Below are 14661 nucleotides of genomic sequence, written 5' to 3'. Positions count from 1 at the left end.
ATGATAGATATCCATTCGCACATCGTTTTTGATGTGGATGATGGTCCAAAGTCGATAGAGGAAAGTAAAAAACTTCTTAGAGAGGCCTACAGTCAAGGAGTGCGAACAATTGTTTCCACTTCGCATAGACGAAAAGGGATGTTTGAAACTCCTGAAGAAAAAATCGCAACTAACTTTTTGAAGGTGAGAGAAATGGCTAAGGAAGTTGCGGATGACTTAATCATTGCCTATGGGGCAGAAATCTACTATACGCCGGATGTTGTTGAGAAGTTAGAAAAGAAATTAATCCCAACCCTCAACGACAGTCGCTATGCTTTGATTGAGTTTAGTATGAACACACCCTATCGGGATATGCATAAGGGGCTGAGTAATATTCTAATGTTAGGCATTACACCCGTCATTGCCCACATTGAACGTTACGATGCTTTAGAAAACAATGAAAAGCGCGTGCGAGAGCTAATTGACATGGGATGTTATACTCAGGTTAATAGTTCTCATGTTTTGAAACCAAAACTCTTCGGAGAAACCTATAAATTTATGAAAAAGAGAGCCCAGTATTTCTTGGAACGAGATCTGGTTCACGTGATAGCAAGTGATATGCACAACTTGGATCACAGACCTCCTCATATGGAGGAAGCCTATGATATCATTGCCCAAAAATACAGTGAAGATAAGGCTAAGGAACTTTTTAAGGATAATCCCCGAAAAATAATAATGGATCAATTGATTTAGGAGAAAAAATGAAAGAACAAAATATGATGGAAATCGATGTATTTCACTTGCTTAAAATCCTTTGGAAACGAAAATTGTTAATTGCTTTGGTAGCATTCGTGACAGGGACAGTAGCTTTTGCCTACAGTAGTTTTATTGTGAAGCCGGAGTTTACGAGTACGACCCGAATTTATGTGGTCAATCGTAATCAGGGAGATAAGCCTGGTTTGACCAACCAAGACTTGCAAGCGGGATCTTACTTGGTAAAAGACTATCGTGAAATCATTCTCTCGCAAGACGTTTTAGAGAAGGTTGCGACTGATTTGAAACTAGAACTCCCTCCAAAAGGTCTAGCTAGTAAAATCAAGGTAACAGTTCCAGTGGATACGCGTATTGTATCGATTTCTGTTACAGATCGTGCACCTGAGGAAGCTAGCCGTATCGCCAACTCTTTGAGAGAGGTTGCGGCTCAAAAGATTATCAGCGTCACTCGCGTTTCGGATGTGACAACGCTTGAAGAAGCACGCCCAGCAACATCACCATCTTCACCAAACATTCGTCGCAATACCATGGTTGGATTCCTTGCGGGAGCGGTTGTGATGGTTGTCACAGTTCTCCTTGTTGAGATTTTGGATACACGAGTGAAACGTCCAGAAGATATTGAGGACGTGATGCAAATTGCACTATTGGGAGTAGTTCCAAATTTGGATAAATTGAAATAGGAGAGAAAAATGCCAACGTTAGAGATTGCACATAAAAAATTGGATCAGGCAAGAAAAGCAGAAGAGTACTACAATGCCCTTCGCACTAATATTCAATTGAGTGGGAATAACCTGCAAGTTATTTCGATCACATCCGTTAAACCAGGGGAAGGAAAATCAACAACTTCTACCAATATTGCTTGGGCTTTCGCGCGTGCAGGCTATAAGACACTGTTGATTGATGCGGACATCCGTAATTCAGTCATGTCAGGTGTCTTTAAATCACGGGAAAAGATTACAGGTCTAACAGAGTTTTTATCTGGGACGACAGATCTATCACAAGGTTTATGTGAAACCAATGTTGAAAATTTGTTTGTCATTCAAGCGGGCTCTGTATCACCAAACCCAACAGCTTTATTACAAAGTGAAAATTTTGCGACCATGATTGACACCTTACGCAAGTACTTTGACTACATCGTCGTAGATACTGCCCCGATTGGAGTTGTTATCGATGCGGCGATTATCACGCAACAGTGTGACGCTTCTGTTTTGGTAACTGCTGCTGGTGAAACCAATCGTCGTGATGTCCAAAAAGCTAAAGAACAACTCGAACAAACAAGCAAACCATTTCTAGGAGTAGTTCTAAATAAATTTAATACTTCAGTTGAAAAATATGGCTCCTATGGAGCATATGGGAACTATGGGAAAAAGTAGGGAATCATGTAGTTGGAGAATTATCTAAGGGGATTATTACAAGGGGGAGTTTTAGGTGAAACAAAACAAGATCATCTATATTGCCTTCAAAAGGTCTATGGATGTATTTATCGGCTTGTTTGGAACGGTATTTATAGTTTTACCCTGTTCTCTGGTCATCTTTGTAATCTATAAAATGAAAGGTTACAAAGGAAGTATATTTTTTACACAGTGCAGAGCAGGTCTCAGAGGGAAAAAATTTAAAATCATTAAGTTTAGGTCGATGGTCGAGAATGCAGAAGAAATTCTGATTTCGAATAAGGAACTTTATGAAAAGTATAAAAAGAATAGCTATAAATTGCCACCAAATGAGGATCCACGACTTACAAATATTGGAGATTTTATAAGAAAAACAAGTATTGATGAGGTTCCACAGTTTATAAATGTACTACTAGGTGATATGAGTCTTATTGGTCCAAGACCAATTCTTGAAAATGAACTAGACGAATATACCGAGGATGAACAGGAAATTTTATTGTCTGTTCGTCCTGGGATTACAGGGATATGGCAAGTTTCTGGTAGGAGTGGAGTATATTATCCTGAACGTTGTGAGATGGAATTATATTATCCTAGAAATCAGTCTTTACGGTTAGATATCAAAATCTTCTTTTTGACCATTAAAAGAGTGTTATCTCGTGAAGGGGCGCATTGAAAAGTCAAGCTGAGTCGATATGGAGCGGAATATATAAAGATGAAATTGAATACTAAAGATATCCTTTTGTATTCAATTTCATCTTTTCGGGTCAAGATAGTTTTAGTGGTGAACTATTTGGAATAAAAGATTATTAAGATAGTAACAAATGAAGGAAATTGAATTAGGATATAGAAATGTCTAAAACGTTTAAAATAATAATTGCGACACATAAAAGATTTCAAATGCCGGAGGATAAGGAATTGTACGTCCCTATCCAAGTTGGCAGTGAGGGGAAGGGAGATTTAGGTTATCAACCAGATAATCAAGGAGTTCATATTTCTCACCTTAATCCTTATTATTGCGAATTGACGGGATTGTATTGGGCATGGAAAAATTTAGAATGTGATTATCTTGGATTAGTACATTATCGTCGATATTTCACATCAAAAAGACAATCATATAGTGAAGCAATCAGTATGGATGATATTATCCTTTCAAAATCAGAAGTGAAAAACTTGATGTCGAATTATGATGTTATCGTACCCCAAAAACGGAAGTATTACATTGAAACTCTATACTCGCACTATTCTCATACACACGATGCTAAGCATTTAGATATAACGCGTCAGATTATAAGTGAGATAAGCCCAGAATACGTTGAAACATTTGATAGTATAATGAAACAACGCAGTGGGTATATGTTCAATATGTTTATCATGTCTAAAGAGAATGTGACGGCTTATTGTGAATGGTTATTCCCAATTATTGATGAACTATATAAAAAATTAGATATAACAGATTATTCTGCTTTTGAAGCTAGATTATTTGGTAGAATCAGCGAACGCTTGTTTAATGTTTGGTTGGCAAAACAAGATTTGCGGGTAAAAGAGATTCCGTTCATTTATATGGAAAAAATCGATTTGATTCAAAAAGGGAAGTCCTTTTTACAAGCAAAATTCTTTGGAAAAAAATATGGACAGAGTTTTTAGATAGGGATGAATAATAAGAATGAAATTAGTACTAAAAATAAAATCTGTACCAGAACTTTTGGCTCTTGTTGCTTTAGGGATATTTTTAACGGTTTCGATATTAAATGTAACTTTTTATGCTCGGTATCTGCCTGGAACAGTTTATAAATTAGCGATAGCTTTTTCCCTCTTTCTTTTGGTTATAAAAGAGTCGTTTAAGAGAAAATATGATTATAGAGCTCTCATTGGTTTGTTTGCAACGATTTTAATTTATTTTATAGTGGGGAAAATGACATCTCTCAGTTCAGAACTTCCTTTAAGTATATTATTTATTTATACTTTACGAGATATTCCCTTTAAGAAGGTGGCGAAAACTTCATTAGTCGTTAGTATGTGCTTGTTGTTTTTTGTTATCATAAGCGCAAGATTAGGAATCATAACGAACTATATAGAAATTTCTGGTCCTCGAGTACGGGCCTACCTAGGCTTTAGATATGCTCTATTTCCTTCTATTTTACTGATGAATATAGTTGCTATTGTGTTTTATTTAAAGCAAAACAAAATCCATTACTGGCAATGGCTACTGTTAGCTCTTTCTGTTTATTGGGTATATGATCAAACGGATTCTCGTTTAACATTTTATAGTTCCTGTGTATTGCTGGCATGCAGTTTGTTAATAAAATGGTTTCCGAAACTATTTTCAAAGTTAGGATATGTGTTTAAAGCTTTTAAACCAACCTTTATTGTAAATGCAGTTATTAGTTTTTGGATCTCCGTTACCTATCTCAATTCAAGTCATTCTTTTATCAATGATCTTCTTTTTAAAGTGAATCATATGTTAGGTGGTCGGATATACTTGGCTAATAAATCTTTAAATCTCTATGGTTTTGGATTTTTTGGACGACCAGTTTACTGGAATGGGAATGGTCTGACTGTTGAAGGTGTTAGAAACTATCAGACCTATCTGTATGTGGACAATTTGTACGTCCAAATTTTACAGAGATTTGGCCTACTCATCCTGGGATTAATGGTCTCAGTTCTATCTTTGACACTACTTAAAGTCATTAAGAAACGCCAGTGGATTCTTGCTCTGATTTTGATATTAATGAGTTTTCACTCTATGGTTGATGATTTGAATTTGTATCTTCATAACAATATTTTTTGGATATTGGTAGGTGTTTTAATAAACCCGGATTATCAGTTTTCTGATGAAAGCGATGAAGATCTAGGGGGACGTTCGTCTGAAAGAATTGTATAGTGAAATGGTAAGAAGTATTTAACAAGAACTTAAAAGAGCATAGGCTGGAAAGACGGTTTTATTTCGATTTATATAGGAGGAAAGTATGTCGGATATCAAAATCATTCAAGATAAGATATTATCTATTTTGAAAGAGTTTATTAATATTTGCGAAGAAAATAACCTAACCTACTATGCTCTAGGTGGGACCTTGTTAGGAGCGGTACGTCATAAAGGTTTCATACCTTGGGATGATGACATCGATATCGGTATGCCGAGAGAAGATTATGAAAAGTTTAAAAAAATAGCTTCAAATGTCTTACCAGAAAACTACAAGTTTTTAAGCGAAGATACATTAAATTACAAAAAAGCTTTCTCTGTGATCCGAGATGATTCTACAAAAATCATCATGAATTATAGTAAAGAAGAATTGGTAGAGAGTTTGTGGATAGACATTTTTCCGTTGGATGGTATGCCTTCTAATGTTTTAAAGAAAAAAATTCATTCTTTGAGATACTTGTACGCAAGGATGATGGTTCAACTCTCGCAATTCAATAGTTTGGTGAATCAGAAAAAAGAAAATCGGCCATTCATTGAAAAGATAATTATTGCTTTTGCGAATGCTGTTAATATTGAGAAGATTATTTCCTTTACATGGGCTCAGAAAAAATATTTACAAACGATAAAAAAATATTCGTTTGATGAAGCTTATGCAGGAAATTATACGGGAGCCTACAAATTAAAAGAGATAGTACCAAGTGATTACTTTGGAGAACCAGTCCTATTACAGTTTGAAGATCTTAAACTTTGTTGCCCTTGCAAATACAAAGAATATCTAACAGCCATTTACGGAGCGGATTATATGCAATTGCCACCAGAAGATAAAAGGACTCTTCACCACTACGAGATTATATCACTGGGTGAAAATGAAGGGGAAGTGTAGTTTAAAGATGAAAAAAATCGCTTTAGTGAAATGGAGTATCGATAGAACAGATGGAGGACTGAAAGTAGCAACCAGCCTTGCAAATGAGTTATCAACTATGTATGAAGTTCATCTTCTCTCGATGATTTCTACAGAAAACAATTTCTTCTCGCTAAAACAATCGGTTCGATATCAAAATTTATCATCAAAGAAAATATCTATGAGTAAAAATTTTCTCGGAGCGGTCAAGTTGTTGAGAAACTATCTGAAAGAAGAGAACATTGATATTGTTTTTGGAATTGGAATGAGTATGAATGCAGTTGGTGTAGCAAGTACAATTGGTTTGAGAACAAAATTTGTTTCCTGCGACCATACAAATTCTATAGTAGATATTGATACTAAAGTTAAGAAGATACAAAGGTATATTGGAGCGAAATTTGCTGATAAACTCGTGACCCTTACTCAAGAAGATCGTGAAAACTATATAAAAAAATACGGTGTTTCTGAAGAAAGGATTTGCTACATCTATAATTGGAAAGAGGCTTCTCTTTCAGATGTCTCCTATAATAAAAATTCAACTAAAATCGTGACGGTTGGTCGTTTTGATTATCAAAAAGGATTTGATTACCTTGTTCAAGTCGCGAAAAAAGTGTTAGTGAAAAGGTCTGACTGGACTTGGGAAATCTACGGTTCCGGAAGTCAAGATGAAGTGGACAAAATCAGAAATTTAATCAACGAAAATGATTTACAGGATAAGTTAGTCATCAAAGGGCTTGAAAAAAATCAGGATTTGATTTATGGAGATAAAGGGATTTATGTCATGACATCTCGCTATGAAGGTCTACCTTTAGTTCTACTGGAAGCTCAACAATACAACCTCCCAATTGTTAGTTTCAGATGTCCAACAGGACCAAATGAGATTGTTGAAGATGGAGTTAATGGCTATCTGGTTGAGTGTTATGATACGGACAAGTTGAGCCAAAAATTGCTTGAACTGATGGGAGATGAAGCTTTGAGACAGTCTTTCTCAGAACATGCAAAAGACAATATGGATAAATTCGATAAGGAAAAAATTCTCAAGCAGTGGATTGAACTAATTGAGACGATTTATGAGATAAGATGAAGGATTGTTTATTAACAATTGTAATGCCCAGTTGTAATATTCAGGACTACATTTCAAAAGGGCTGGAGTCTTTTCAACAAGTCCTTCCGAATTATAAAAATAAATTTGAAGTACTGGTTGTCATGGATGGTCAATAATTCGGAAAGGTCGTTAAAGGAACTATATAGAAAGATTGAGCAAAGCTCATATAAATACGTTCCTACGAAAAAATTTGACAGATTGTCTTACTTAAATTATAGGACTAACTTTGCTTTGGGAATAATTTTTAATCCGATTTTGAAGAAATACTCTGAAAAGAAAGAAAAAGAGAGGGGCGTTTAAGATGTTTATCAGCATCGTTGTTCCTGTTTATAATGTTGCAGACTATCTGCATTTTGCGATAGAAAGCTTAATTAAACAGACCTATCAAAACTTTGAGGTAATCCTTGTAAATGATGGATCCACAGATGATTCTCCTCTATTATGCGAAGATTATGCAAAGCAATATGAAAATATCCATGTTTTCCACAAAGAAAATGGTGGATTATCTGATGCACGTAACTTTGGAGTGGCAAAAGCCAACTCAGATTGGATTTTCTTTTTAGATCCGGATGATTATCTTGAAGAATATACTCTAGAGTTAATCGTGAAAATTCAGGAAACACATCAAGCAGACTTGATTTCAACAAAGGTAAAAGCTACTTCAAAATATAATGCTTATACTTCTTATCGATTGCAAGACTCAGACTATAAAGATTTGGCTCCGATTACAAAAGAAAAGGCTCTGGAACTAATGTTGGATGACAAAGTTGCAACGGTTTCTGCCTGTGCTAAGCTTTATAAAAAAAGCATATTGGAACGAGTCCCTTTTCCAGTTGGGAAAATCTATGAGGATTTTTATGTTGTAGGAGAACACCTTGCCTTGGCTGAAAGAATCGTGATCAGTCCGCTTGAAACCTACAATTACTATCGTAGGGAAGGGAGTATAGTTCGTTCAATTTTTACTGAAAAAAGATATGATTTCTTTGAAGCTGTTGCAAAAAATGAGGAAGTTATTAAAAGAGAGTACATTCAGAGTCCAGAACTAAAGCAAGCTTTGCAAGCTAAAAAATTATTAGGTGGTTTTGTAGTAATTGGTGCAAAAGCTGACTCAGGCTTAAAAGATTTTTCAAAAGATAAAGAGTTGTTGAGAGTCGAAATGAGTGACTTGTTAAAAAATAATAAGTTATCATGGAAACTAAAACTAAAATACCTTATTTTTATGTTAAACCCTAGATTGTATTTGTTGCTACGATAGTATCGTGCATAGATCCAATTTAATTTACAACAAGTGTCAAAAAAATGTAGGAAAGAGGAAATATGAAAGAAGTTTTTAGAATAATTGACCATTATAAGTATGACCAGTCAAACTTTTTGTTTTCACTGATTAATTCTAAATTGGATGACTTGAAATGAAAGTATTAAAAAACTACGCCTATAATCTTTCTTATCAATTGTTAGTGATTATACTCCCAATCATTACGACGCCCTATGTAACACGGGTCTTTTCTTCGGATGAGTTAGGGACGTATGGATACTTTAATTCCATTGTCACCTACTTTATTCTCTTAGCGACGCTAGGAGTTGCTAATTATGGGACCAAGGTCATTTCAGGGCATCGCAAGGAAATTCAAAAAAACTTTTGGGGGATCTACTCTCTGCAATTAGGGGCAACAGTTCTTTCTCTGTCCTTATATGCTCTTCTTTGTCTGACCCTCCCCTTTATGCAAAATCCGGTAGCCTACATTCTAGGCTTGAGTTTAGTTTCAAAAGGTTTAGACATTTCCTGGCTCTTTCAAGGGCTAGAAGATTTTCGAAAGATTACTGTTCGAAATATCACAGTTAAACTCGTTGGAGTCATTTCCATCTTCCTCTTTGTCAAATCTGCAAATGACCTATATCTCTATGTTTTTTTGCTAACCATATTTGAACTTTTGGGGCAACTAAGTATGTGGTTACCTGCTAGGGAGTTTATCGGTAGTTCTCATTTTAGCATAGAATATGCTAGGCATCATTTAAAGCCGGTCATATTATTATTCCTTCCTCAAGTAGCTATTTCTTTGTACATTACGCTGGATCGTACCATGCTTGGAGCCTTAGCTTCTACAAAAGATGTAGGAATTTATGACCAGGCTCTAAAGTTGGTAAATATACTTTTGACCTTGGTAACTTCCTTGGGAAGCGTTATGTTGCCTCGAGTGGCTAACTTATTAGCAACAGGAGATCATAGAGCAGTCAATAAGATGCATGAAATGTCCTTCCTCATTTATAATCTAGTGATTTTCCCAATGATGGCAGGAATTTTAATCGTCAATGATGATTTTGTTCAGTTTTTCCTTGGTCAAGATTTTCAGGATGCACGTTATGCAATCGCCATTATGATCTTCCGTATGTTCTTCATCGGTTGGACCAATATCATGGGAATTCAGATTTTAATTCCCCATAATAAAAATAAAGAATTCATGATTTCAACAACAGTTCCCGCAATTATCAGTGTAGGTTTGAACTTACTATTTCTTCCTAAACTGGGATATATAGGAGCAGCCATTGTTTCTGTTTTGACAGAGGCATTGGTATGGGCGATCCAATTATACTTTACCCGTAGGTACCTAAAAGAAGTTCCTATTATCGGATCTATGACAAAAATTGTTCTAGCGTCAGCTATCATGTATGGCATTCTGCTAGGTTCAAAAACACTTATACAATTTTCGCCAACTATAAATGTTATAGTATTTGCAGTGCTTGGTGGAATCATTTATCTTTTTGCAATTCTATCTTTGAAAGTGGTAGATGTAAAAGAATTAAAACAAGTTATTAGGAAAAATTAGAATGCAAAAAAATCGGAATATCAGCCTAGATTTATTAAAAGTGCTTGCGTGTATTGGGGTCATTTTACTCCATACAACAATGGGCGGATTTAAAGAGACAGGATCATGGAATCTTTTGGCATATTTATATTATTTAGGTACCTACTCCATTCCCTTGTTTTTTATGGTTAATGGTTATTTATTGTTAGGCAAAAGGGAAATAACTTATCCTTACATACTTCAAAAAGTCAAATGGATTCTAATAACAGTGTCATCATGGAGCATTATCGTTTGGCTCTTTAAAAGAGACTTTGCGGTTAATCCAATTAAAAAAATTGTAGGCTCTCTGTTACAAAAAGGGTATTTCTTTCAGTTTTGGTTTTTTGGTGCGCTGATTCTTATTTATTTATGTTTGCCTGTTTTGAAAACAGTTATAAATTCAAAAAGAAAATATGTATACATTCTATCTTTATTGGTGGCAATTGGGTTTATAGTTGAATTAGCAAATATTTTCCTTCAGATGCCTATACAAACTCATGTTATGCAAACTTTTAGATTATGGACTTGGTTTTTCTACTATCTTTTAGGTGGTTATATAGCGCAATTCAATATAGACAACCTCAAATATAGATTTAAAAACTGGATGAAAATAGTTAGCATACTCTTAGTATTGATATCGCCAATTATATTCTTTTTCTTAGCAAAGAATACTTACCATAATCTTTTTGCTGAATATTTTTATGATACTTTATTTGTAAAAGTCAGTACTCTAGGAATTTTTCTAACTATCCTCACGCTTACGTTGAATGAAAACCGAAAGGAATGGATTGTTTTCCTTTCTAATCAAACAATGGGAGTTTTCATAATACACACTTATATTATGAAATTGTGGGAAAGGATATTTGGTTTTAATTTTGTTGGAGCATATTTACTTTTTGCTCTATTTACTTTAAGTGTTAGTTTTATTATTGTTGGAATGTTAATGAAGATTCCTTACTTCAATCGAATCGTCAAATTATAAAAAGGAGAACACTATGTACGATTATCTTATCGTTGGTGCTGGTTTGTCTGGAGCAATCTTCGCACACGAAGCTACAAAACGCGGTAAAAAAGTTAAAGTGATTGACAAGCGTGATCACATCGGTGGAAATATCTACTGTGAAAATGTTGAGGACATCAATGTCCACAAGTATGGTGCCCACATTTTCCATACTTCCAATAAAAAAGTATGGGACTATGTTAACCAATTCGCTGAGTTTAACAACTATATAAACTCGCCAGTGGCTAACTACAAGGGGAGTCTTTACAATCTTCCTTTCAACATGAATACCTTCTACGCTATGTGGGGAACTAAGACACCACAAGAAGTCAAGGATAAGATTGCAGAGCAAACGGCTGACATGAAAGATATTGAGCCTAAGAACTTGGAAGAACAAGCCATCAAGTTGATTGGTCCGGATATCTATGAGAAATTGATCAAGGGCTATACAGAAAAGCAATGGGGACGTTCTGCAACAGACCTTCCGCCATTTATTATCAAGCGCCTCCCAGTGCGTTTGACCTTTGATAACAACTACTTTAACGACCGTTACCAAGGTATTCCAATTGGTGGCTATAACGTCATCATTGAAAACATGCTTGGCGATGTAGAAGTAGAGCTTGGTGTTGATTTCTTTGCCAATCGTGAAAAGCTAGAAGCATCAGCTGAAAAAGTTGTCTTTACAGGGATGATTGACCAGTACTTTGACTACAAACACGGGGAGTTAGAATACCGTAGCCTTCGTTTTGAACATGAAGTCTTGGATGAAGACAATTATCAAGGGAATGCCGTGGTCAACTATACAGAACGTGAGATTCCTTATACTCGTATCATCGAGCACAAGCATTTCGAGTATGGTACTCAACCAAAGACGGTTATCACTCGTGAGTATCCAGCTGATTGGAAACGTGGAGATGAGCCATATTATCCAATCAATGATGAGAGAAACAATGCCATGTTTGCTAAGTATCAAGAAGAAGCAGCCAAAAATGACAAGGTTATCTTCTGTGGTCGCTTGGCAGATTATAAATACTATGATATGCATGTAACTGTTGAACGTGCATTGGATGTGGTAGAGAAAGAACTAGGAAGTATCTAAGAACATCACAGATAAAGGGGAGAAAAGGTGAAATATTATCTGAAGGATTCATTTCTGAGTAATGAATATGAAAAGAATGCAGGAAATAAGGCACGAAATGACGTGGAAGCTATTCTAGTCTCAGAGGGTTATAAGGGGTTGGAACTCAAGGTTGAGAATTGGTATAAGATGAATTTCTTTAAAGCTCAGCAACACAAATATCGTGCGCTCAAGTCTGTCTTTGATCAGTTGGGATCTGGGGATGAATTGCTGATTCAGTTCCCGATTATCCACCATACATTTTTCATCTCACAACTCATTAAGCAGGCGCAAAATAGAGGAGTCAAATTCTATCTTGTGATTCATGATATTGAAACCTTGCGTCATGTAGGAAATTCAGCAGTGAAACTTCGTCATAAAGTGAGAAATTACTTCCAAGAGAAGGCAGCTCTTACATCAGTGGATGGCATTATCGTTCATAATGATATCATGAAAAATGCCTTGACAATTCAAGGCATACCATCAGATAAAATGGTTAGCTTGGAGATTTTTGACTATCTGATTCCGAACTTTGAGGAAAAAAGTGTTCCCCAAAAAGAAGAAGCGATTATCATCGCCGGAAATCTAATTCCAACAAAATCAGGCTATCTTTATAATTTGCCAGAACAGCCAGCCTATAATCTCTATGGAATGGGATACGATGAAAGTCGTGCATTGAAAAATACCACCTACTTTGGTTCCTTTATGCCAGATGACCTCCCAAATGCTCTTCAAGGTAGTTTTGGTTTGGTGTGGGATGGTGATAGTTCAGAAACTTGCCAAGGTTCTTTCGGAAATTACCTACGTATTAACAACTCCCACAAGGCTTCTCTTTATTTGGCTTCGGGCTTTCCTCTAGTTGTTTGGAAAGAGTCTGCCCTTGCGCATTTTGTGCTAGATAAGCAATGTGGTATAGCAGTTGATTCTCTACATGACCTCCAAAAGGCACTAGACGATTTGACAGATCGAGATTACATGGAACTATCAGCTAATGCTAGACAAGTAGGAGTAGCGCTTCGAAATGGTGATTATCTGAAATCGGCTATTTCTAAATTGAAGTAAGAATTTGAAGCTACTTATTAATCAGTTCGTTAGAAAGGTTACGTCATTATGAAAGGTATTATTCTTGCAGCTGGTTCGGTTTATGATAAAACCATGATTTACTATCCTTTGTCAACCCTGATGTTGGCTGGAATCAAGGACATTTTGATTATCTCAACACCACAGGATTTGCCTCGTTTTAAGGACTTGCTCTTAGATGGTTCCGAATTTGGGATCAAGCTCTCCTACACGGACAACCAAGACTGGTGGCAATCTGACAAAGAAGCAGTAGAAGCTAACTATGCTAAAACGCAACAAGTGATTAAGTAATCATATATAAAAAAGCAAGAGGCCTCAAGGTCTCTTGCTTTTTTATGTATGTCGTAATCTTTTATTTTCTTATTTCTTGTTTATAAAACTCTTTAAGGGCATCTTGCTAGCTTGGAATGACGAAACCTGTCGCCTTCGCTTTGGCCAAACTCATAGTTGAGTTGAGGGGGCGTTTAGCCTTGGCAAGGAACTTGCTGGAGTCTACAGGGATTACTTCGACATCACTGTCTTTAAGAATCTCGACAGCGAAGTCATAGCAAGTGGTGTCTTCAGCTGCGTCATTTGATAAGTGGTAGTAGCCATACTCTTTTTGATTATCAGTCAAGTAGGTCATGAATTCGACCAAGGTTCGTTTCCAGGTTGGGCGGCCGTGTTGGTCGTTGACCACTGTGAGCGTTTTATGTGTTTTGGCAAGATTTTGCATGGTAAAGACAAAGTTTTTTCCATAATTTCCAAAAACTCAAGCAGTACGAATGATGTAATGCTGTGACGTAAGGTTTTCAACAAGTTCTTCTCCCATTCGCTTGGTACGTCCGTACTCTGTTTGCGGATCAGGTAGATCATCGACTTCCCACTCTTGTCCGACGGGGTTCTTTCCATCAAAGACGTAGTCTGTTGAAATATAAACGAGAGTAGCTCCGTATTTCTCAGAGGCCTTGGCTACATTTTCAGTTCCAGTTTGATGGCAAAATCCAGTTCTTTCCCCTCATCTTCTGCCGCATCAACAGCAGTATAAGCTGCACAATGATAGACCAGAGTTGGTCTAACCTTGGCAAAGACTTTCTCAACCATTTCAGCATTCGTGATATCCATTTCGGCCACATCCACTGCAACCTAGTCCACATTTCGTTCATCTAGTAAATAAGGTAGTTCGGTACCGAGTTGACCATTTGCACCTGTAATTAATATCATTGTCTTCTCCTTCACTTTTCTTCTATCTAACTAATCATAGCAAAAAATGATAAAAAATCCGATTTTCGGCCCTTGTTTTGATGGTTTCTATTCGATAAGAATCTGTTTTTGAAATGAAGCTGTTTATTAGATTCTTCGATATAGAACTTTTTTATAACTGTAAAGCGATTATTTAAATTCTTAGAGTTAGTACTTTCCAGAAAAGAGAAAATTTTAGTGAATTTTACCTATTTCCTATTGCTTTCTGGTCTTTTATTTGTTATATTAAAAGTACAATTATTTTTTATTTATAACAGTTAAGCTTAGCACTTTCAGAGAAAGGAGTATTTTTTAAAAAAGAAATGTAAA

The 14661-nt window shown here is 36.0% G+C and carries 13 protein-coding genes and 2 pseudogenes; 14 read left to right on the top strand and 1 reads right to left on the bottom strand.

Annotation, left to right across the window (positions count from 1 at the left end):
* The 14 genes and pseudogenes from cps4B to HMPREF1115_RS0102235 all read left to right on the top strand — a co-directional run.
* Positions 1–732: a capsular polysaccharide biosynthesis protein Cps4B gene (gene cps4B, locus HMPREF1115_RS09605; RefSeq protein ID WP_000565331.1), complete on the top strand. Its 732-nt coding sequence runs from the start codon at positions 1–3 to the stop codon at positions 730–732.
* 8 nt (positions 733–740) lie between these two features.
* Positions 741–1433, top strand: coding sequence for a capsular polysaccharide biosynthesis protein CpsC (gene cpsC, locus HMPREF1115_RS09600; protein ID WP_000664128.1), 693 nt, complete (start codon positions 741–743; stop codon positions 1431–1433).
* A gap of 9 nt (positions 1434–1442) precedes the next feature.
* On the top strand, positions 1443–2126 hold the full coding sequence (locus HMPREF1115_RS09595; RefSeq protein ID WP_001142498.1) for a tyrosine-protein kinase: 684 nt from the start codon (positions 1443–1445) through the stop codon (positions 2124–2126).
* 97 nt (positions 2127–2223) lie between these two features.
* Entirely contained in the window at positions 2224–2817 is a 594-nt protein-coding gene (locus HMPREF1115_RS09590) for a sugar transferase (RefSeq protein ID WP_232501621.1), read from the top strand.
* Between the two features lie 176 nt (positions 2818–2993).
* Positions 2994–3788 (top strand): DUF4422 domain-containing protein, encoded by a 795-nt coding sequence (locus HMPREF1115_RS09585; protein ID WP_000047470.1) that lies wholly within the window; start codon positions 2994–2996, stop codon positions 3786–3788.
* A gap of 19 nt (positions 3789–3807) precedes the next feature.
* Complete coding sequence (locus tag HMPREF1115_RS09580) at positions 3808–5025, top strand: hypothetical protein (RefSeq protein ID WP_000780144.1); 1218 nt, start codon at positions 3808–3810, stop codon at positions 5023–5025.
* A gap of 85 nt (positions 5026–5110) precedes the next feature.
* The gene (locus tag HMPREF1115_RS09575; protein ID WP_001280056.1) at positions 5111–5947 is read left to right on the top strand and encodes a LicD family protein; all 837 of its coding nucleotides are present in this window, start codon (positions 5111–5113) and stop codon (positions 5945–5947) included.
* Between the two features lie 7 nt (positions 5948–5954).
* Entirely contained in the window at positions 5955–7049 is a 1095-nt protein-coding gene (locus tag HMPREF1115_RS09570) for a glycosyltransferase family 4 protein (protein WP_000717322.1), read from the top strand.
* 322 nt (positions 7050–7371) lie between these two features.
* Entirely contained in the window at positions 7372–8325 is a 954-nt protein-coding gene (locus HMPREF1115_RS09560) for a glycosyltransferase family 2 protein (RefSeq protein ID WP_000470851.1), read from the top strand.
* A 154-nt stretch (positions 8326–8479) separates the two neighbouring features.
* Positions 8480–9895 (top strand): flippase, encoded by a 1416-nt coding sequence (locus tag HMPREF1115_RS09555; protein WP_000866216.1) that lies wholly within the window; start codon positions 8480–8482, stop codon positions 9893–9895.
* 1 nt (position 9896) lies between these two features.
* Positions 9897–10895 carry an acyltransferase gene (locus HMPREF1115_RS09550; RefSeq protein WP_001171483.1) on the top strand — a complete coding sequence of 333 codons (999 nt, stop codon included), beginning with the start codon at positions 9897–9899 and terminating at the stop codon, positions 10893–10895.
* 13 nt (positions 10896–10908) lie between these two features.
* A complete protein-coding gene (gene glf / locus HMPREF1115_RS09545; protein WP_000272506.1) occupies positions 10909–12012 on the top strand; it encodes a UDP-galactopyranose mutase in 1104 nt (367 codons plus the stop codon).
* Between the two features lie 27 nt (positions 12013–12039).
* The gene (locus HMPREF1115_RS09540; protein WP_000878656.1) at positions 12040–13092 is read left to right on the top strand and encodes a hypothetical protein; all 1053 of its coding nucleotides are present in this window, start codon (positions 12040–12042) and stop codon (positions 13090–13092) included.
* Between the two features lie 48 nt (positions 13093–13140).
* Positions 13141–13326: pseudogene (locus HMPREF1115_RS0102235) on the top strand (sugar phosphate nucleotidyltransferase); the annotation flags it as partial.
* A gap of 181 nt (positions 13327–13507) precedes the next feature.
* On the opposite strand, the pseudogene rfbD reads toward HMPREF1115_RS0102235, so the two are convergent.
* Positions 13508–14313: pseudogene (gene rfbD, locus HMPREF1115_RS09535) on the bottom strand (dTDP-4-dehydrorhamnose reductase).
* Between the last annotated feature and the right edge of the window lie 348 nt (positions 14314–14661).

This window comes from Streptococcus oralis SK610, from assembly GCF_000257455.1.
Lineage (GTDB): Bacteria > Bacillota > Bacilli > Lactobacillales > Streptococcaceae > Streptococcus > Streptococcus oralis_CB.
Note: the sequence above shows the minus strand (reverse complement) of the source record. Positions and strands in the feature narration are given on the sequence as shown.